Source organism: Streptomyces sp. NPDC051211 (assembly GCF_040689505.1).
Taxonomy (GTDB): Bacteria; Actinomycetota; Actinomycetes; order Streptomycetales; family Streptomycetaceae; genus Streptomyces.
The window spans coordinates 1-18,905 of the sequence record NZ_JBFBAV010000046.1 but is presented as its reverse complement, the minus strand read 5'-3'; the positions used below and the strand labels follow the sequence as shown (position 1 = coordinate 18,905).

The 18,905-nt window shown below is 73.4% G+C and carries 16 protein-coding genes and 1 pseudogene; 8 read left to right on the top strand and 9 right to left on the bottom strand.

What is annotated here, in order from left to right:
* The first annotated feature begins 254 nt into the window (after positions 1-254).
* Together AB0447_RS30720 and AB0447_RS30715 are read left to right on the top strand one after the other, a co-directional pair.
* Entirely contained in the window at positions 255-1,154 is a 900-nt protein-coding gene (locus tag AB0447_RS30720; protein ID WP_366480112.1) for a 4'-phosphopantetheinyl transferase superfamily protein, read from the top strand.
* Positions 1,155-1,266: 112 nt separating this feature from the next.
* Entirely contained in the window at positions 1,267-1,800 is a 534-nt protein-coding gene (locus AB0447_RS30715; protein WP_366480111.1) for a flavin reductase family protein, read from the top strand.
* A 291-nt stretch (positions 1,801-2,091) separates the two neighbouring features.
* Here the strand turns inward: AB0447_RS30715 and AB0447_RS30710 are convergent, their stop codons facing one another.
* The 3 genes from AB0447_RS30710 to AB0447_RS30700 are packed head-to-tail and all read right to left on the bottom strand — an operon-like array spanning position 2,092 to position 3,959.
* The gene (locus AB0447_RS30710; protein WP_366480110.1) at positions 2,092-2,907 is read right to left on the bottom strand and encodes an alpha/beta fold hydrolase; all 816 of its coding nucleotides are present in this window, start codon (positions 2,905-2,907) and stop codon (positions 2,092-2,094) included.
* Positions 2,908-2,935: 28 nt separating this feature from the next.
* Entirely contained in the window at positions 2,936-3,688 is a 753-nt protein-coding gene (locus AB0447_RS30705) for a sulfotransferase family protein (RefSeq protein WP_366480109.1), read from the bottom strand.
* A 37-nt stretch (positions 3,689-3,725) separates the two neighbouring features.
* Complete coding sequence (locus AB0447_RS30700; protein ID WP_366480126.1) at positions 3,726-3,959, bottom strand: MbtH family NRPS accessory protein; 234 nt, start codon at positions 3,957-3,959, stop codon at positions 3,726-3,728.
* A gap of 495 nt (positions 3,960-4,454) precedes the next feature.
* Here AB0447_RS30700 and AB0447_RS30695 point away from each other — a divergent pair, with 495 nt between their 5' ends.
* The gene (locus tag AB0447_RS30695) at positions 4,455-5,561 is read left to right on the top strand and encodes a transaldolase family protein (RefSeq protein WP_366480108.1); all 1,107 of its coding nucleotides are present in this window, start codon (positions 4,455-4,457) and stop codon (positions 5,559-5,561) included.
* Between the two features lie 156 nt (positions 5,562-5,717).
* On the opposite strand, the gene pabB is transcribed toward AB0447_RS30695, so the two are convergent.
* Together pabB and AB0447_RS30685 are read right to left on the bottom strand one after the other, a co-directional pair.
* Positions 5,718-7,919, bottom strand: coding sequence for an aminodeoxychorismate synthase component I (gene pabB, locus AB0447_RS30690; RefSeq protein ID WP_366480107.1), 2,202 nt, complete (start codon positions 7,917-7,919; stop codon positions 5,718-5,720).
* A gap of 74 nt (positions 7,920-7,993) precedes the next feature.
* The gene (locus AB0447_RS30685; RefSeq protein WP_366480106.1) at positions 7,994-8,758 is read right to left on the bottom strand and encodes a 50S ribosomal protein L11 methyltransferase; all 765 of its coding nucleotides are present in this window, start codon (positions 8,756-8,758) and stop codon (positions 7,994-7,996) included.
* 294 nt (positions 8,759-9,052) lie between these two features.
* Here AB0447_RS30685 and AB0447_RS30680 point away from each other — a divergent pair, with 294 nt between their 5' ends.
* Positions 9,053-11,134 carry a helix-turn-helix domain-containing protein gene (locus AB0447_RS30680; RefSeq protein ID WP_366480104.1) on the top strand — a complete coding sequence of 694 codons (2,082 nt, stop codon included), beginning with the start codon at positions 9,053-9,055 and terminating at the stop codon, positions 11,132-11,134.
* On the opposite strand, the gene AB0447_RS30675 is transcribed toward AB0447_RS30680, so the two are convergent.
* The 3 genes and pseudogenes from AB0447_RS30675 to AB0447_RS30665 form a co-directional block, all read right to left on the bottom strand.
* Positions 11,107-12,378 carry a transposase gene (locus AB0447_RS30675; protein ID WP_366480103.1) on the bottom strand — a complete coding sequence of 424 codons (1,272 nt, stop codon included), beginning with the start codon at positions 12,376-12,378 and terminating at the stop codon, positions 11,107-11,109. The genes AB0447_RS30680 and AB0447_RS30675 overlap by 28 nt on opposite strands.
* Before the next feature lie 185 nt (positions 12,379-12,563).
* Entirely contained in the window at positions 12,564-13,043 is a 480-nt protein-coding gene (locus tag AB0447_RS30670; RefSeq protein WP_366480102.1) for a phospholipase, read from the bottom strand.
* 164 nt (positions 13,044-13,207) lie between these two features.
* Positions 13,208-13,559: pseudogene (locus AB0447_RS30665) on the bottom strand (response regulator transcription factor); the annotation flags it as partial.
* Positions 13,560-13,664: 105 nt separating this feature from the next.
* Here AB0447_RS30665 and AB0447_RS30660 point away from each other — a divergent pair.
* Positions 13,665-14,153, top strand: coding sequence for a hypothetical protein (locus AB0447_RS30660; RefSeq protein WP_366480128.1), 489 nt, complete (start codon positions 13,665-13,667; stop codon positions 14,151-14,153).
* 47 nt (positions 14,154-14,200) lie between these two features.
* Here AB0447_RS30660 and AB0447_RS30655 read toward each other — a convergent pair whose 3' ends face one another.
* On the bottom strand, positions 14,201-14,977 hold the full coding sequence (locus tag AB0447_RS30655; RefSeq protein ID WP_366480101.1) for an alpha/beta hydrolase: 777 nt from the start codon (positions 14,975-14,977) through the stop codon (positions 14,201-14,203).
* Positions 14,978-15,112: 135 nt separating this feature from the next.
* Between AB0447_RS30655 and AB0447_RS30650 the strand changes: the two genes are divergently transcribed.
* The 3 genes from AB0447_RS30650 (at position 15,113) to AB0447_RS30640 (ending at position 18,753) form a co-directional block, all read left to right on the top strand.
* Positions 15,113-15,814 carry a 4'-phosphopantetheinyl transferase superfamily protein gene (locus tag AB0447_RS30650; RefSeq protein WP_366480100.1) on the top strand — a complete coding sequence of 234 codons (702 nt, stop codon included), beginning with the start codon at positions 15,113-15,115 and terminating at the stop codon, positions 15,812-15,814.
* A 261-nt stretch (positions 15,815-16,075) separates the two neighbouring features.
* Entirely contained in the window at positions 16,076-17,308 is a 1,233-nt protein-coding gene (locus AB0447_RS30645) for a S8 family peptidase (protein WP_366480099.1), read from the top strand.
* 149 nt (positions 17,309-17,457) lie between these two features.
* The gene (locus tag AB0447_RS30640) at positions 17,458-18,753 is read left to right on the top strand and encodes a hypothetical protein (protein ID WP_366480098.1); all 1,296 of its coding nucleotides are present in this window, start codon (positions 17,458-17,460) and stop codon (positions 18,751-18,753) included.
* The last annotated feature ends 152 nt before the right edge of the window (positions 18,754-18,905 follow it).

Genomic DNA, 18,905 nt, shown 5'->3' with positions numbered 1-18,905 from the left:
GTCCGTCTCCTTCTCGGTGGGCCGCTGTGGTCTCTGACCTGCGGCTTCTTCCTTCTGCCGAGAAAATTACGGAGGCGCTCTTTCGGGCTGTTATCGCTTCGGCACCGCCCTTCGATAACGGCGATAACAGCGATAACAGGGGGAGGGTTAACCCACCCCCGGACGGAGGATTTCCTGCTACCCGGGCCCCCCTGCCGAGCCGAAGACTTGTGGCAGCGGCAGACGCACTGCCGCAGCAGGAGGTGAAACCCGGAATGACGACATTCGCCGCGGTCGGCCACGGGCCGGCTCACACACAAGTTGTCGACGCACCGCAGGTCGACACCGCCGAGTGCCACATCTGGTCCCTGCGGCCGCTGTCCCGGCCGCAGAACTGGTTCGGGCTCCTCGACAGTGCGGAGCTCACCCGCGTCTCGTCCTTCGCCCACGAGCTCGACCTCGCCCGGTTCGTCACCGGGCGGACCCTCGCCAAGACGGCGTTGGCCAGCCTCGTCGGCACCGGCCCGGAAGCCATCAGCTTCCGGACCCGCTGCCCGGGGTGCGGCGGCGCCCACGGCAAGCCCCAGGTGGTCGGTGCGGGCGCCGGATGGGAGCTGTCCATCACGCACTCCGGCGACATCGTGGCGGTGGCCATCGCCCACCGCAGCCCGCTGGGGGTGGACGTCGAGCGCTTCGAACCCTGGGGCGGCCCAGGACTCCCCCCGGAGTACGACCTGGTGCTCACACCAGCCGAGCGGGCGGCCATCGAGCGGCTGCCCGAGGGCGAGCAGGCACGGGCCGGGCTCACCTACTGGACGCGCAAGGAAGCCGTCCTGAAGGCCACCGGGGAGGGGCTGAACACCCCGATGACCGACTTCACGCTCTCCGGTCCGGACGAGCCGCCGGCGCTGGTGGGCTGGCACGGTCCGGATGCCGGCAGCCGCCCGGTGCCGGCACTGGCCGACCTCTCCCTGGGCGAGGACTACGACGGCGCGGTGGCGGTCCTGGGAGCCCGCTCGGTGCGGGCCACGGTGCACAGCGGCCCGGACCTGATCGCCCGGAGCCGCCCGTCACCGGCCCGCCGCACCGTGGAGCCGGTACGGATCCTCCAGACCGAGCAGTCATTGCCAGGCCGCACGGCGCAGGCCCGCTCACCATCAGGGCTGAAGCACTGACCGGTCGGGCCATCGGGCAGCCGCGCGATCAGAGGCCGCGCGGGCCCCGGCCCCAACCCCGGAGCCCACCATCCCCCCGATAAACCGTCTTTGAAGAGAGAGGCCGCCGGCCATGTCCACGCTGTCCCTTGCCCGCCCCGTCCCGCTGGACCACTTCCGCTCGATGATGAGCGCCTTCCCCTCCGGCGTCTCAGTCATCACCACGTACGACGAGAACGGCTTCCCACGCGGGCTGACGGCCTCGTCCCTGGCGAGCGTGACCGCCGAACCGCCGACCGTCTCGGTCTGCCTGAACACCGGCGGCGACACCCTGCAGGCGCTGCGGGAGCACGGCTCCTTCGCGGTGAACCTGCTGCACGACCGGGGCCGCCGCGCGGCCGGAGTGTTCGCGACGCCGAACACGGACCGGTTCGCGCAGGTGGAGTGGCGCCCGTCGCCCGGGCTCGGCCTGCCGTGGCTCATCGAGGACGCCTTCGTGACCGCCGAGTGCCAGGTGGCCGGGATGCTGGAGATCGGCACCCACACCCTCGTCCTGGGCAGCGTCGTCGAGGTGGCCCAGGAGGCCGGGACCCCGCTGATGTACGGCGGACGCCGGTTCGCGAACTGGCCGGGTGGCGAAATGCCGGGACGGAGTCCGCAGGCGTGACCCGCCACTCCCCCCGGGACGAGTGCGGGCCGTACGGCAGAGGGCACTCGTCGGCGCGTACGCCGGCCACGGCAGTCTCCGGACCCTGCGGGCGATCCCCACCAGGCCGGGTCCACCGCCTCCCCCGACACGATCGGGAGCAGCGCGGTGGCGAGATGCCGGCAGACACCCGGAACACCCGGAACACCCGGACACCCGGACACCGGAAAACACGGATACCCGGCGGGAATCCCCGCCGGGTACCGGAAGAACTCACAGCCTCACCAGGCTGATCGGGTGTGCCGCGACGGCCTACCGGCCGCTCCAGGCGGGCACCCGGGTCATCGTCTCGATATCGGCCGAGAGCCGCTCCAGCACCGGACGCGGGTTCTCGTGCAGGAAGAAGTGGCCGCCGGGGAAGGGGACCAGCTCGCGGCTGCCCAGGGTCTCCTCCCCGTCCCAGGGCCAGGCGTCGGCCTCGGTGACCAGCGGGTCCCGCTCCCCTGTGTAGACGCGAAGGTCGCACGGCAGCGGGGATTCCCGGCGCGCCTCGTGATGGGCCAGGATCTCCATGTCGGCGCGGAGCACCGGCAGGTAGAAGTCGAGGAACTCGGGGTTGTGCCGGAGCTCCGGCGGGAGGCTCTCGGACTGGTCGAGGAGGTTCAGCAGGGCCTCCTCGGTGCTTTCGGCGCCGGCCCGCCAGCGGTCCGGGGAGGGCCTGGACGGCGCCGGCGAGGCCACGGACACCAGGCCGCGGACGGGCCGTCCGCTGTAGTGGCGCAGGGTGCGGCACAGCTCCCAGCCGATCACCGCGCCCATGCTGTGGCCGAGGACGACCATCGGCAGGGCGGGGTTGGGCAGGGTTTCGAGGGCGGTGACTATGCCGTCCACGACCTCGGCCATGCGGGTCAGCGGCTCCTCGGTGAGGCGGCTTCCGTGACCGGGGAGTTCGACGGCGAGGACCTCGGTGCCGGTGGGCAGCGAGGGGGCCCAGTCGCGGTACAGGTGGGCGGCGCCGCCGGCCGGCGGCAGACAGAGCAGGCGCCGGCGCGCGGTGGCCGGGGTGGTGCGGGGGGCGTACCAGGTCTTCAGCCAGTCGGCTGGCTCCGCGTGCGGACTGCCGTACATCGGCGGGGCTCTCCCTCTTCCTCGTGTGTCAGGTCTTCGCGGTGAGCGGCGTCCCGGGACGGCCGGTCACCGGCACCGCCGGTTCGAGGCGGTGGGCGCTCAGCCACTCGTAGTAGGGCAGTTGTTCGGCGTACAGCTCGGCCAGGTGCGGGTTGCCGTGCACGGTGTCGGCGGGGTTTCCGGTGCGGCCGTCGGCCGTATCGGACGTACCCTCCTCGTCCATGGTCCACCCTGCGGGTGCGGGGGCCGGCGGCAGCCCCGTGTGTGCGGCGTAGGCGGCGGCCACGTCCCGGGGGCGGGTCAGCAGGTCGGCGGCGTCGACGACGACCGGATGGGCACCGGAGGCCAGCCGGGCCAGTTCGAAGATCTCCCAGCAGTTGCCGAAGCCGATCTCCTCGGAGGTGGTCTCCGGGTTGCCCGCGTGATGCGAGGCGATGACCTCGGCGGGGTCGCGGACGAGGAAGGTGTGCTGGATGCGGGCGGTGAAGCGGGTGTCCATCAGCAGATCGGGGTGCCGGAGGGCGGTGCTGTCCTTGAACAGCACCGGGCGGGCGCCGGGGCGGTGGGCGCTGGACAGCACGGCGTCGAGCAGCGCGGTCCCGTTGCCGTACGAGCGGCCCTGGAAGCCGTAACTCCCCCTGGTGGCCACCTTGTTGAAGGGCTCGTGTAGCACGGTCAGGTCGCCCCGGCCGGTCATCATCTGCTCGAGGGCGGTGGACCGGCAGCCCGGCGGGCTCCACAGGGCGATCACCTGGAGGCGTTCATGGATCAAGTGGATCACGAGATGCGGCTCCCTCTCCTCGCGGCGGCGGAGCAGGTCAGGCCGCGCCCGCCACACCGCCGGCGGGCCGGTCGGAGTCCATGGACCGGCGCAGGCTCAGCGGGCGCATGTCGGTCCAGTTCTCCTCGATCCAGGCGAGGCAGTCCTCCTTGGAGCCGCGGTCGCCGACCGACTGCCAGCCCGCCGGAATCTGCTGGTCACCCGGCCAGATCGAATACTGGTCCTCGTCGTTCACGACGATCCAGTAGAACTCGGCGGCAGCACTGGCCATGATCATCTCCACGCTGTTGGGGGTCACCGGAAAATCTCCCGCCGAGGGATCCGGCATTTCCCGGCACGGGTTCGGCGGCGGCGCCCGGGCGCCGGCTTTCCGCAGTTGAAGCAACCAGTTCCGGGCCGCTTTCGGCAACCGCGGGAGGGTGGGGTGCGGCGGACTTTGTCACCTCTCCGCACCGGTGCCGCCCCAATGTGTCAGCTTGCCCGGCACCGGCTCCGCCCCAGTTCACAGCGGCCCGGCGGCCCCGACGGCCCGCCACCGGGAGCGCGTTCGGATTCCGGAAGAATATGCGCGCGAAATCCCGCGGAATCTTCTCTCCCGGAACCTGTGGGAACCAAGGGAACGGGCCGACTTCGTCAGGTGTCGGCCAACTGACAAAGACCGACCGGATCCGGCATCCCCGCTGCCGGTCCCGGTTAGATTCACTTTCCACGAATTCACCTGGGGCGCGGCCCTGCGAGATGGGGCCCGATGGATCCGAGAACGAGGATGACCGGCAATCCGGCGAGACAGCTCGCTGCGGAAGGCGTGTCGCTCTGGCTGGACGGCGCGAGCCGCCGGCAGGTGGCGTCCGGCGCCCTGGAACGGCTGGTCCGGGACGTGGGCGTCACCGGGGCGACCCTCGCCTTCGGGGAGTTCGCCGAGCTGGTCCGCGGGCCCGCCTACCGGGCCCGGCTCGCCGATCTCGCCGCCTTCGGAGCGAGCCCGGAGGAGGCCGCCCGGGCCTTGCTCACCCACGACCTGCGGTCGGTGTGCGATGCACTGGCCCCGGTGTGGCGGACCGGCCGGGGAGCCGAGGGGCTGGTGTGCGCGGCGGTCGGCCAGACGCTGGATCCGGCGGCTGCGGTCGCCGAGGCCCGCTGGCTGCACTGGGTCGTGGACCGGCCCAATCTGCTCGTGCAGTTCCCCGCCGACCCGGTGGGGCTGGACGCCCTGCGCGGCGCTCTGGCGGAGGGCATCGGGGCGGCGGCCGGCCCGGTCTGTACGGAAGGCCGGTACGAGGAGGTGCTGGCGGCCTGGTTCGAGGGGCTGGAAGGGGCCCTCGCGGCGGGCCGGCCGCTGCACCGGATCTCCTCGGCGGTCCGCGTTCCGGTCGGCGGGGTGGATGCCGAGGTGCTGGCGGCGCTGCCGCCGGGACGAACGAACGAGATCGCGCAGGCGGTGTGCCGGCAGGCCGGGATCGCGGTGGCCCGGCTCGCGTTCGCCGTACACGAGCGGTTGTTCGACGATCCGCGCTGGCCCCGGCTCGCCCGGTCCGGTGCAGTGCCGCCGCGGCTGGTACTGGCCCTCGACGGGGCGTCCGTACCGGCCTGCGCGGGCGGGCTGGTGGCGGCCGGGACGGTGCACGCGCTGAACGAGGAGGGGCTGGACCGGCTTGCGGAAGCGGTGGTGCTGATGGAGGGCGACACCCTCTCCGGGCGCCACCTCAGCGCCCGGGACGATCTGGAACGCCTCCGCGAACTGGGGGTTCCCTGGCCCGCCTTGGTGCGGAACCTTCAGTCGGAGGCACCGCTGCGGCAGTTCCGGGAGTGGCGGTCGCTGGTGGCGGCGGTGGGCCGGGAGCTGGCGGCATCCCGGGGAGGCGGAAGGGCCTGACTGATACGGAAAGGCACTGACCGGGGCGAACGGCCGCGGACGCGGGGCGACCCCGGCCGGTGGAGCTCGGCCGGGGTCACGGTCACGGTCAGGGGCAGGGGCAGGATCAGGGCCAGGGTTGGGGACGGGGCCGGGGTCCCACCGGGGTCGGCGGCCTCAGCCGGTCGCTCCGGAGACCGCCGGTACGTCGGCCCGGCCCGGGAAGCCGTCCGCGGTGAGGCCGAGCAGCGGGGCGGACTTGACCGCGGTCTCCTCGAACTCGGCGGCCGCATCGGAGAGGGCCACGATCGCGCCACCGATGCCGTACCGGACCCGGCCGGGGGTGAGCACCAGGGTGCGGATGACGATGGAGAGGTCGCAGGCGCCGGAGAGCGAGAAGTAGCCGATGGCACCGGCGTAGATGCCGCGCGGCCCGGCCTCCAGCCGGTCGATGAGCTGCATGGTGCGGAGCTTGGGCGCGCCGGTCATGGAACCGCCGGGAAAGGCCGCGCGGACGCAGTCCACTGCGCTCAGGCCGGCCCGCAGCCGCGCGGTGACGGTGGAGACCAGCTGGTGGACGGTGGCGTAGCTCTCGATCCGGAAGATGTCCTCGGCCTCCACGCTGCCGGGCTCGGCGCACCGGCCCAGGTCGTTGCGGACCAGGTCGACGATCATCAGGTTTTCGGCGCGGTCCTTCTCGCAGGAGGCGAGCTCGCGGCGGATCTCCGCGTCCTCGGCAGGGGTGGCGCCGCGCGGCCGAGTGCCCTTGATGGGGCGGGACTCGGCGAGGCCGTCGGCGCCGGTCCGCAGGAACCGTTCCGGTGAGGTGCTGAGCACCTGGGTCCGGCCGAACTGGAGCAGCGCGGCGAACGGCGCCGGGTGGCGGCGGCGCAGCGCCCGGTAGGTCTGCCAGGGGTCGGGGCTGCCGTCGGCCTCGGCGAGGTTGGTCAGGCACACCTCGTACGTCTCACCGGCCGCGATCTCCTTCTGGCACTCCTCGATCAGGTCGAGGTAGGCGGACCGGTCGTGGCGCAGCCGCAGTCCGGTGAGCGGGACCTGCGGGACGGGCGCGGGCAGCGGCACGGACGCCCCGGTCAGTGTGCGCGCGGTCCGGTCGAGCCAGCCACGGGCAGCCTCCTCCTCGCCCCCCTCCGCAAGGGCGAGAAGGTAGGTGGTGCCGGTGTGGTGGTCGAGGACGACGGCCCGGTCGGCGAAGACCAGGACGGCGTCGGGGTCCTCGGCGCGGTGGGCGGCTTCGCCGCCGCACTGGGCCTTGAGCTCGTAGCCGAGGTAGCCGACCCAGCCGAGGGTGAAGTCGAAGGGCAGCTCCGGGACTTCGGTGTGGCAGGAGCGCAGGTCGCGGTCGATCCAGTCGAGGAAGTCCTCGGCGACCAGCTGCTCGGGCACGCCTCCGGCCGAGGAGACCGAGACGGTGCCGCTGGTGACGTCGGCCATCGCGATCCGGGAGAGCGGGCCGGCCGCGTTGCCGAGGTAGGAGAAGCGCCCCTCGGGGTCGCCGGAGCGGCTGCTGTCCAGCCAGAAGGCGTGCGGGCCGGAGCGGAACAGCCGGTCGTAGACGGCCTCGTCGTCCCAGCGCGTGGTGAGGATGTCGGCGAGCACCCGGAGCCGGCGGACCGGGGCGGCGCCGCCGGCCGGAGCGGCGGCCGGGGCGGATGCCGGGGCGGATGCCGGGGCGGATGCCGGGGCGGATGTGGCTACGGGCTCCGGGGCGGTGGTCCGGAGACGGACCGGGGCCGGGCGGCCGGCGGGGGCCGGGTCCGGGGTGGCGGGGCTGCGGCCGTGGTGTTCCAGGACCAGCCGCTCGAAGTTGGCGATGAGTTCGTGCCCGTACGTCGTCGAGATCGACTCGGGGTGGAACTGCAGGCCCCAGCGCGGCCGGGAGCGGTGGCGCAGGCCCATCACCACACCGTCGGGGCTCCAGGCGGTGGCCTCGAGCTCGGCGGGCAGGCCCGCGACGGCCAGGGAGTGGTACCGCACCACCTCGAAGGGGGAGGGAAGTCCGGCGAACAGGCCGCTGCCGTCGTGGATGACCGGGGAGATGCGGCCGTGGCGCGGCTCGGGGGCGCGGACCACGCGGCCGCCGTGGGAGTGGGCCAGGCCCTGGTGGCCGAGGCAGATGCCGAGGAGCGGGATATCGGAGTGGTCCAGGATGTCGCGGCAGATCCCGAAGTCGGCGGTGCGCTCGGGAGTTCCGGGTCCCGGGGAGAGGACCACCGCGTCATGGCCGTCGAGCAGTTCCGGGCTCCAGGCCGCCTCGTCGTTGCGCAGCACCGTCGGCTCGGTTCCGGTGACTTCGGCGATCTGGTGGAAGAGGTTGTAGGTGAAGGAGTCGTAGTTGTCGATGAGCAGGGTGCGCACGGCAGCAGTCCTCGCGGATGTAGAGGGGCGTAAGAGCTGGGGGCAGTGTGCGGGGGTGTACGGGAGCAGGTGGGTCACCGGGCGACGGGGACGATCGCCAGGAGGAGGTGATCCACCATGTTCTCGTCTTCCCGGACCGGACGGGAGACGAGCTTGAGCAGTCTGCGGCCGGTCTCCTCGGCCAGCTGCTTGAGCAGGTTCATGTCGCCGCGCGAGCTGAAGTGCAGCAGGGCCGATCCACTGGGGGTCAGCCGGTCGCAGACCTCGGCGAGGTAGCGGCGGTGGGTGGCGTAGCCGGGGTCCACATAGGCCTTGTCGTGCTCGGAGGCGTAGTGGTGGTCGGCCGGGGCCAGCACGTAGTTGGAGCTCCAGAAGATGAGGTCGAATCGTTCCTGCGGGTCGAGCGACGAGAACAGGTCGCTCTGTACCGCCTCGACCCGGTGGGAGACCCCGTGGCGTTCGGCGTTCAGCCGGGTGTTGGCGACCGCCTGCGGGTTGACGTCGGTGGCGACCACCCGCTCGCAGCCGGCCAGGGCGCCCATGACGGCGATGACGCCGGTGCCGGACCCGATCTCCAGCATGGAGCCGGTGCGGGGCGTCTCCACGGAGTCGGTCCAGCCGAGGAAGTCCAGCGCGACGGAGGTGCTGGGCGAGTAGACGGGGGCGAAGACCTCGTCCAGCAGGTCCCAGGTGCGACCTCTCAGTTCGAACTCGTGCGGCCGGTCGGCCCGGGTGCGGGACTGCACGCTCCGTGCGAGCGAACGCTGGTAATCGCGCACCGAGTTGGCGGGGTCGGTGACGAGCGAAGTACCCGCAGAAGCGACGGTGGCCTGGGACATGTTTCCCCCTCCTGAATGTCACTCGAGATGTGGTCGAGTAGGCGTGTCAGGAAGTCTGCTCGGGGCAGTGCGGCGCGCAGAAGGTGAGCCCTCCACACAAGATGGGGCCCAGGGTGGTGTTCCGGCCACTGCCTGTGAGTAAGAATCGGATCATTGGCCGACAAAACCTCTTGCAGACGGAATCTTCAACTCCCTTTTAACCGCACACCATTGACAATTGACCATGGAGAGTGCGGTCGCCTAGATTCCGGGGCATCGAGGTTGTGCACGCCCCACACGTGAGGAAACAACCCCATGGCATTAGACGCGGAGCCGAGGTACGCCGGCGTCCTCACCGTGCTGGAACTGCTTGCTCGCGAGGCCCCCGCCGGCGCCTACGAGGAACTCCTGGCACCGGCCGGCCAGGCGGGTACCGCCCGCACCGGACGTGACCAGCGCGAACAGCGTGAACAGCGCGAGCAGCTGGAACAGGCACTGCGGCTCGCCGCCACCGTGCGCGACCAGCTCGGCCGCCGGCAGCAGCGGGAGGCCGTGCTCTCCGCCCTGGTGGACACTGCCCACGACCTCACGCTTCCGTACGACCTGGACGCGCTGCTGCGGGTGATCGCCCGCCGCGCCCGGCTGCTGCTCAACCTGGACATGGCGTACATCAGCTTCCACGACGAGGAGACCGGCGACAGCTACGTCCGGACCGCCGACGGCCACGCCACCGCGCTGACCGTGGGATTCCGCGTGCCCACGGGCTCCGGCCTGGGCAGCGCGGTCAAACGCAGCAGCGCTCCCTTCTGGAGCCCGGACTATCTGGCCGACGACCGGGTCGCCCACCACACCGTGATCGACGAGGTGGTGCGCGCCGAGGGCCTGCGGGCCATCGTCGCCGTCCCGCTGGTCCACCGCGGCTCCGCACTGGGCGTGCTGTACGCCGCCGACCGCACCGTCCGGCACTTCACCCCGGACGAGATAGCGCTGATGGCCTCGCTGGGCGACCTGGCCTCGGTGGCCATCGAGAAGACCCGGGTGCTCAGCCGGGCCCGGGCCGACATAGCCGACCTGGAGCGGTACACCTCACAGGCCAAGTCCGACCTGGTGTCGGTGCGCCGGGTCAATGACGCGCACACCCGGATGACGGACCTGCTGCTGGCCGGCGGCGATCTGGGTGCCCTGCTCGCGCTGGCCGCCGAGACCCTGGGCGGCACCGCCGCGGCCGTCGACCCGGACGGCCGGGTGCTGTCCGCGACCGGGCCGCTGCCCGCCACCCTGCCCGGTCCCGAGGCCACCACGAAGGCGCTGCTGGAGACCCATATGGCCGGACAGCCGGTCCAGTTGGGCCCGGACCTGTGGCTCGCGCCGGTCGCCGCGGGCAGCGAATGCCTGGGCGGGGTGCTGCTGCACAGTGCCGAGCCGCTCGCGGACAGCGGGTTGCGGCTGCTGCGGCTGACCGCCGGCACCACCGGTGTGCTGATGCTGATGCAGCGCAACACGGCGGTCGCCGAGAGCCAGGTGCGCGAGGAGTTCTTCGACGACCTGCTGACCGTTCCCGGCCGCCCGCTGACGCAGCTCCGCGACCGGGCCCGGCGGCTCGGCCTCGACCTGGACCGCCCGTACGCGGTGGCGGTCATCCGCCCCGAGGGCGGCTCGCAGGGCCGGGCGGTGGTGTGGGGCTCCTCGTACGCGCTGCGCGCCGGTGGCCTGGCCACCGTACGCAGCGGCTGCCTCATCCTGCTGCTGCCCTCGGACAACCCGGGGTCCACCGCCCGGCAGGTGTCGGACGAGCTGTCCCCGCTGCTCGGCCACCCGGTCACGGTCGGCGCCGCCGGTCCCACCACCGGTATCGCGGACATCGAGCCCGCGCACGCCGAGGCGGTCCGCTGCCTGGGTGCCCTCACCGCGCTCGGCAGCAGCGGCTCCACGGCCGCCGCCAACGAACTCGGCTTCCTGGGGCTGTTGTTGGGCGACCACCACGGCGTCGGCGGGTACATCGCCGACACCATCGGCCCGGTCCTCGACTACGACAGCCACCGGTTCACCAACCTGGTGCAGACCCTGGAGGCGTACTTCGAGTCCGGCAGCAGTCCCACGCATGCCGCCGAGACCCTGCACGTCCACCCCAACACGGTCTCCCGGCGGCTGGAGCGGATCACCGCCCTGCTCGGCGAGGACTGGCAGGAGCCGGCCCGCGCCCTGGAAGTCCAGCTCGCCCTGCGGCTGCACCGCACCCGCGCCATCCTGCGGCCGGGCGAGGCGGACGGCCAGGACGGCCGGGACGGCCTGGATACGACGGACGGGCCGGACGCGGCCGGCGGGGCCGGCGGGGCCGGCGCTGCGGATGCAGCGGCCGGCGAGACCGGTCACGCCGACCGTTTGCGTGCGTCGTAGGCCACCACCGGGCGGCCGGCGGACGGGTGTCCGGCCACCACCGGGTGTCCTGTCGTCGGGTGTCCGGCCACCACCGGCTGTCCTGTCGACGGGACACCGGCCGCCGCCGGGTAGCCGGCCGGGCGGCCGCCCGTGATGTGCGGCTCCCCCTCCAGCGTGCGCACCGCGTGCGCGGCCGAGGCCAGCGTGACGTGCCGGTGCCACCCGTGGAAGGACCGCCCCTCGAAGTCCCGCATGCCGACCCGCTCGGAGATCCCGGCGAAGTCCCGGTCCACCCGCCGGGACAGCTCCGCCAGCCTCAGCAGTCCGGCCGGCGGCGCCGAGACCAGATCGGTCAGCAGGTAGCGGTCGGGACGGCGGCGCGGATCGCTCCACTCAGCCAGCAGCATCAGCGGGCGTGCCGCGGCCCCGCCGGCCCCGCCCGTCTCCACCCGCACCGCGGCGGTGAAGGCGGTCCGCACCGAGCCGTCCACCCCGTCGGGGTAGCGGACCGGGCGGCGCAGCATCCGGGCGGCCTCCATCACCGCTCCGGCCCGTGACCGCGCGCGACCGATGCCCGGCAGCTGCGGATCGACGACGGTCAGCGGCGTACCGGCCCCGATCCGCATCAGAAACGGAAGCACGGCGTCCGCAAACTGCTGCGGAAGCTCCTCGGCTCCCCCGTGTACGGCGTCCAGCACCACCGGCAGCCGGCGCAGCATCCCCGGCTCGGTGAGGTCCAGGACGGACCGGGCCGCGCAGTCGGCGAGGGTGGTCTCGTCGGGCAGATGCAGGGACCAGCCGACGGGCGCGCTCACCTCGTCGCCGACGGCCCAGGCGCCGAACGCCTGCTGGCCGTTGACCATCTGCCCCAGCCGGGTGTCGAAGCGGCGTTCCACGCCCACCGTGTGCGCCCCCGACTTGGGGATCACCATCGGCTTCACGACCCAGGCCCGGAGCCCGGCCGTCCGCTCCAGGTAGACGGCCAGCGCTTCCCGTACGGACTGCCAGTCCCAGGTCGAACAGCTGATGAAGTGGTGCAGGCTCTGCTCCCCGGCCGCCATTCCGGCGTGCGCGGCGATGCTGCGCATGGACTTGCGGCCGGGTGCGGTCAGCAGCCCGCGGACGTACAGTTCCGCCTTGCGCCGCTGGTCCGCGCGGGGCAGGGAGTCGAAGACGGCGGCGCACAGATGCGCGACCGGATCCTGCACTCCCGTCTCTGCCTGCTGCGGCCGTGTGAGCTCCGCCAGTCGCGAACCGCCCATGCTCCCGCCTCTTCCCGTCGTCCGCCGAGGTCCCCTCCAGCTTGGCCACCGGGACCCCTTCCGCACGAGGGCCGCCGGTCACACTCCCTCACCCGGGCGGTGGTGGCGCGGTCACCACCCCCGGGTGAAAGAGCCGGTCGTCGGGGGTCGGAGGCGGTCGAACGGTGTGGGCGGGCCACACCGTGTCAGCTATGTGGAGTCTGTCCATCCGAGGAGATGCCGAGGCCCCTGACCGCCTGGTAGTAGGTCCAGGCCGTGCCCTCGCAGGAGACCTTCTTCGCCCCTGCGTACCGGGCGCAGACCCGCCTGAGGTCGGCGTGGAAGGCCTCGTCCAGGCGCGGCTTGTGGGCCTGGTAGGCGTCGGCCCTGCGGTAGTTGCGGTAGCCGAAGTCGTGGCGGGCGCAGGCGTTCCGGAAAGGGAACCCGAAGGGGTTGTCCGGGGAGGAGGTGCAGTAGTCGGTCGACCAGTCGAAGGCGTACGCCGCCCAGTCGTCCCGGTTCTGCCGGGCCGCGGCCCAGGCCTGGTAGCTCGCGGCACTGGTCCGGGTCCAGTTGCCGAGCACCTGCGGCTTGTCCGCGGGCACGGCCGCGGCCGGGGAGGTCCCGGCCAGCACCCCGGCCAGGGCGGCAGCGGCGGCCAGGGCGGGGACGAATCGACGGCGCATCACGTTCCTCCAGCGGTCCGGGAGCGGGCCCCGCACCCGGGCCCGCGGAGGAAGTGATACCGCGCCGCCGGACCCGAACCGTCCTTCCGTCAGCCCGCGTTGACGCCTTCGGATCCTTGGGGACCGGCGGGGCGGTCGGGGTCGGCGGGGCCGGCGGGGCCGGCGGCGAGGCCCAGCTGGTGGGCGAGGAGCGCGGCCTGGACCCGCCCGCCGGTGCGGGTCTTCTCCAGGATGGAGCCGACGTGGGTCTTGACGGTGCCGATGCCGATGCCGAGCCTGCGGCCGATCTCCAGGTTGGGCAGACCGGCGCCGAGCAGTCCGAGCACCTCGCGCTCGCGTTCGGTGAGCGCGGCGATCCGGGCGTCGGAATCGCCGGGGCCGCCGTCCTGCCGCGCCGGCTCGGCCCCGCCGCCGCGCAGCATCCGCCGGATGACGGTCCCGGTGACCCCGGGCGACAGGACGGCGTCACCGGCGGCGGCCGACCGTACCGCGCTTCAGCTCGTCCGGGCCCTCGTCCCCGACGTGGGTCGCACGGAGGATCCCGGTGTCCGACTTCAGACAGAGGGCGGATTCGTCCTGCGGGCTGAGCCCCCGGCGGGCGGGCCCGATGAGACTGGAGGCATGAAGCGTCCTCTCCTCATCATCGTCGCCGCCGTCGGGGTTCTCGGTACGGCGGGGTTCGCGCTGCCCAACCTGCCGCCCAACGCCCTGACCGACACCATCAACGACCGGTTCTTCCAGGAGAAGGAGCGGAGCTTCGCGGTGGTGGCCGACGCCCGGCAGGAGCGGGCCGGGGTGTTGGCGGTGCCGTCGTGGGTGCCCGCGGACGCGAAGAACGTGAAGGTGAAGGTCAGGACCACGGACGGGGCGAAGCTGATCCGCTTCACCGTCGGCCCGGACGGCTGGGGCGGTCCGGAGTGCGCCGGCCCCCGCCGGCCGGCCGGCCCGCCGCAGCTGGACGCCAAGTGGTGGCCGGCCGGTGTCGGGCACGAGGCCGAGCCGGAGTGCCGGGACTCCGACCGCTACCAGGTCACCGTCCGCGGCAAGCGGGTCTACGCCTGGACGGACGGCGAGACCTCACCCGGCACCCGGATGACGGCCACCCCCTGACGGCCCCTCCCCGACGCTTCTCCCAGACGGCCACCCCTGACGGCTTCTCAGTCGGCCAGCGCCTCGGCGGTGGCGCGGGCGAAGCCCTCCGGGTTGTCCAGCATGACGTTGTGCCCGCAGTCCGGCACCGCCACCACCCGCACGCCCGCCTCCGCCAGCCCGTCGGCCCCGGGGAGCGGTGCGTCCGCCGCCGGCAGCAGGAAGGTGCGCGGGATCTTCAGGTCCAGCAGGAGCTCCCGCATGGTCGGCACGGTGCCGGCGACCAGGTGGGCCGCCGACCGGTACAGCGCCACCCGGCCGGCCAGCCGCATCGTCGCCCACCAGTGCTCCCCGACCCGGTCCCGGACCTCCGCCCAGCCGCCCGCGAGGAACTCCTCCTCCGAGTAGCTCGCGATGCTCCTGCTGCCCGCGCCCGGCTCCGGCACCGCCGGGACCGGGATCGGGTCGAGGTTCGCGTCGACCAGCACCAGCCGCGAGACCAGTTGCGGATGGCGGGCGGCGAGGACGATCGCGACCGAGCCGCCCATGCTGTGCGCGATCAGCTCGGCACCCGCCACCCCGGCGTCCTCCAGGGCGGCGGCCAGCGCGTCGGCGTGTGCCTCCAGCGTGTACGGGAAGTGCTCCGGCCGGTCGCTGTGGCCGTGCCCGAGCAGGTCGACGAGGAGCGAGCGGCGGCCGGCCAGCAGCGGGTGGACCGCGCTCGCCGTGAAGTAGGCGGGCGAGGTGGCGCCCAGTCCGTGCACGTAGACGCGCGCGGGCTCCTCTCCCGGCAGTTCCGTCCAGCGGATCTGGTCGCCCTCCGGCGTGACCACGGCGTTGCGCACGTTCCGTCCCCCCAACACTCCGACAAGCACTCCGACAAGCACTCCGATGATCAGACCGGAGCGAGCCTAGCCAGCGTCGGCCCCCTCGCGCCCTCTCGCGCCCCTCGTTCTCCCGTCCTCTCGTACTCTCATCGGGTGAGCGAGTACGTGAACCAACTCGGCGGCGCCCTCCCCGCGACCGGCCCGCGCCCCACCGGGACCGCTGTGACCGTGTGGTCGCTGGACACCACGCTCGCCGTGGTGGGCGGCCATCCGGTGGCCGAGGCGGCGGCCGTGCTGGACGCGGCCGAACGCGAGCGTGCGGACCGGCTGGTGCGACCGGGCCACCGGCAGCGCTACCTGGCCTCGCACCTGGGGCTGCGCGTTCTGCTGGGCGGCTACCTGGGGTTGCCGCCGCAGGAGGTCGGCCTGGTGCGGGAGGGCTGCCACGGCTGCGGGGGCCCGCACGGCCGCCCGGTGGTGGCGGGCGGCGGCCTGCACTTCTCCCTCTCGCACAGCGCGGACTCCGCCTACCTCGCCTTCGCCGGGGTGCCGGTCGGGGTGGACGTGGAGGCCATGCCCACCGCGAGCGCCGTGACCGACGTACTGGGCACCCTGCATCCGCGGGAGACCGCCGAACTGTCGGCCCGGCCCGTAGCGGACCGCCCGGCCGCGCTCGCCCGGATCTGGTCCCGCAAGGAGGCCTGCCTCAAGGCCACCGGTGCGGGTCTGACGGGCGGTCTGGCCGAGCCGTACGTCGGCTCGGGTCCGGCCCCGGCCCGGATCCCGGACTGGACCCTCACCGACCTCCCGGCCCCGGAGGGCTACGCGGCAGCACTGGCCGTGGCCACCGCATAGGCCCGGACACTCGGGCCCGGTCGCTCAGGCCCTGCCGCATAGGCCCGGCCACTCGGCCCGGTCGCTCAGGCCCTGCCGCTCGGGCCCGGACACTCAGGCCCTGCCGCTGGGCCCGGCCACTCGGGCCCGGTCCGGGCGCAGCCGGCGCCGGCATGCCGCTCCGGTCGTGCTTCCGGTAGCGCGCCCACCGGGAGGGCGTGTCGTGCGGCCACTCGGCGCACCCTTCATGCGCCCCGTCCGCCCCTCGTCCAGCATCGCCGCATGACGCCACTCTCCGTACTGCTCCCGGCCGCCGCCCTGTTGACGGCGGCGGCCCTGCCCGCCCACCCGCCCGCCGGTTCCGCTCCCGGGTCCGGTTCGGCTCCCGGCGCCCCGCCCGCCCCGTACGTGGTCGTCCTCAAGGACACCGCCCCGCGCGCCCTCACCCGTTCGCTGGCCGCCGAGGCGGCCGCGGCCGGAGACGAGGTGGGCCACGTCTACGGCGCCGCGCTCAACGGGTTCGCCGTCCGCGCCACCCCGGCCCGGGCCGCCGCCCTCGCCGCCGACCCGCGGGTGGCCCGGGTGGAGCCCGACGCCCGGTTCAGGATCAACGACACCCAGCCGGCCGCGCCCTGGCAGCTGGACCGGGTCGACCAGCCGGACCTCCCGCTCGACGGCTCGTACACGTACGGCTCGACGGGGAAGGGGGTGGCCGTCTACGTGCTCGACACCGGGATCAACACCGGGCACCGGGAGTTCGGGGGCCGGGCCGTGGCCGGCTACAACGCGGTGCGCCGCGAGGGGCCCGGCGACTGCAACGGCCACGGCTCGCACGTCGCGGCCACCGTCGGCGGCGCCACGTACGGGGTCGCGAAGGGCGTGCGGCTGATCTCGGTGAAGGTGGCCGACTGCAAGGGGGACGGCACCCTCTCCGGGATCCTCGCGGGCCTCGACTGGATGGTGCGCAACCATGCCGCCGCCCGGCCGGCCGCCCCGGTGGTGGCCAACATGAGCATGGGCGGCGACCGCAGCGCCGTCATGGACGACGCGGTACGCCGGGCCGTGGCCCGCGGCTTCACCTTCACCGCGGCCGCCGGCAACGACGGCAAGGACGCCTGCACCTCCTCCCCGGCCTCCGTCACCGAGGCGGTGTCGGTCGGTGCCACCGACGCCCTGGACCGGCGGGCCGGGTTCTCCAACCACGGCTCCTGCGTGGACCTGTCGGCTCCGGGTGTGAACATCACCTCCGCGTGGGCGGGCTCCACGGACGCGGTCCGCGCCCTCTCCGGCACCTCCATGGCCGCCCCCCAGGCGGCGGGCGCGGCCGCCCTGGTCCTGGCCCGGCGGCCGGCGGCCACCCCGGCGCAGGTCGCGGAGGAGCTCGTCCGGGCCTCCGTTCCGGACCGGATCGGCGGAGTGCTGCCGGCCGGCACCCCGAACCGGCTGCTGCAGGTGCCGACCGGACTTGCGACGCTCCCGGCGCCGGCCCCCGCCCCGATCCCCGACTCGGCCTGATGGGACATCAATTTCTGTGTCCTTCACAGGAAAGCAAGTCATTGACTTCTTGTGACGGCGACGCGTCAATGACGGCCACCGCACCGGCTCGGCCTCCCCCGCACAGCGGGTGGGGGGAGGGTTCGTCATGACGAAGGAGTCGCGACCCAGTGAGTACAGACACGTTCCGACGAAGAGTGCTGGCCGGGGTGGGAGCCCTCTCCCTGGCCCTGACGGGTGGCGTGGCGGGCCTGGCGGGGACGGCACAGGCGGCGACCAAGACCACGACCGTCTTCGTGGAGTGCGACGCTCCGGCACCGCAGCCGGACGGCTCGGGCAACCAGAGTTTCACGGTCACCCTGCCGGACACGGCCAAGGCCGGGGACACGGTACCGATCACCGTGGACCCGGGGCCCAGTCCCCTGCTCCCGCAGTTCGCGGTGACCACCGAGAACACCACCAAGATCACGCTGGTGGTGGGCCAGGCACTGCAGACCATCGTCGGCGACCCGGAGACGGTCACCGTCACCCCCGGTGTCCCGCTGGACCCGAAGCCGGTCACCAAGACCATCAAGGTGCCGGACGGGACCGAGGGCACCACCGTCGACGTCAAGATCGACCTGGTCGTGACGGACGCCAGCCTCGGCGGCACGGTCTTCACCACGACCTGTACGCCGAAGCCGCGTCCCAGCGCCTCGGTCGGTTCGATCGCGGTCGAGGCCCTGCCCAAGTTCCCGGTCACGACCAAGCTGACGCCCAACAGCGGCAAGGCCGGCACCTCCGTCGTCGCCACCGGCGCCAACTTCCCGGCCGGCGCGGTGGGCTGTACCGCGCTCCTGGCGGGAACGGCCACCGGTGACACCGGCACCGGCACGGCGGACGCCTCCGGCGCCGCCACCTGCACCCTCACGGTCAGCAAGAAAGCCGACGAGATCAAGATCGACGGTTCGACCGGGGCCGGCAAGCCCTTCGTGTTCCTCGAGGACCAGCCGGGCGTCAAGAACCCGGTCGACGTCGAGGTGCTCCCCGGCCCGCTGGCCATCGGCCCGAAGGACGGCTTCCCGGCCGCCCAGTGGGGCAGTGTGACCATCAACGGCAAGCCGCAGTCCGTCATCGGCGCGTTCAACGCCGCCACCGTGCAGGACTTCCGCGGCGGCAGCCTCGGCTGGGACGTCACCGCGACCCGGACGCCGTTCCTGAACGAGACCACCGGCCACTCGATGACCAAGGCACAGCTCGGCATCCAGCCGACCTGCACCGTCACCAACCCGGACAGCCCGAGCACCTGCTCGGCCGGTGCGCCCGGGGCGATCACCGAGACCCCGATGAAGGTGGCGACCTCCGCCGCCGGCGGGGACCAGCTGACCGGTGGCGAGTTCGCCGTCGGCGGCGCCGGGATGATCCAGCTCCCGCCGTTCATGTTCGCCGACACCTACCAGTCGGTCGTGACCTTCTCGGTCGCCTGACCGGCCCGGTCGTCCCGTCCGATCCCGGGTGGTGGGGGGGGGGCGGCCCCCCCCCCCCCCCCCCCCGCCCGGCCCCCCCGCCCCCCCCCCCCCCCCCCCCCGCCCGGCCGGGGGGGGGGGGGCGGGGGGCCCCCCCCCCCCCCCCACCCCCC

Coding starts and splice junctions, on each gene's coding strand:
- AB0447_RS30720 (WP_366480112.1), top strand. CDS start 255: ATGACGACATTCGCCGCGGTCGGCCACGGGCCGGCTCACACACAAGTT.
- AB0447_RS30715 (WP_366480111.1), top strand. CDS start 1,267: ATGTCCACGCTGTCCCTTGCCCGCCCCGTCCCGCTGGACCACTTCCGC.
- AB0447_RS30710 (WP_366480110.1), bottom strand. CDS start 2,907: ATGTACGGCAGTCCGCACGCGGAGCCAGCCGACTGGCTGAAGACCTGG.
- AB0447_RS30700 (WP_366480126.1), bottom strand. CDS start 3,959: ATGGCCAGTGCTGCCGCCGAGTTCTACTGGATCGTCGTGAACGACGAG.
- AB0447_RS30695 (WP_366480108.1), top strand. CDS start 4,455: ATGACCGGCAATCCGGCGAGACAGCTCGCTGCGGAAGGCGTGTCGCTC.
- AB0447_RS30685 (WP_366480106.1), bottom strand. CDS start 8,758: ATGTCCCAGGCCACCGTCGCTTCTGCGGGTACTTCGCTCGTCACCGAC.
- AB0447_RS30680 (WP_366480104.1), top strand. CDS start 9,053: ATGGCATTAGACGCGGAGCCGAGGTACGCCGGCGTCCTCACCGTGCTG.
- AB0447_RS30675 (WP_366480103.1), bottom strand. CDS start 12,378: ATGGGCGGTTCGCGACTGGCGGAGCTCACACGGCCGCAGCAGGCAGAG.
- AB0447_RS30670 (WP_366480102.1), bottom strand. CDS start 13,043: ATGCGCCGTCGATTCGTCCCCGCCCTGGCCGCCGCTGCCGCCCTGGCC.
- AB0447_RS30660 (WP_366480128.1), top strand. CDS start 13,665: ATGAAGCGTCCTCTCCTCATCATCGTCGCCGCCGTCGGGGTTCTCGGT.
- AB0447_RS30645 (WP_366480099.1), top strand. CDS start 16,076: ATGACGCCACTCTCCGTACTGCTCCCGGCCGCCGCCCTGTTGACGGCG.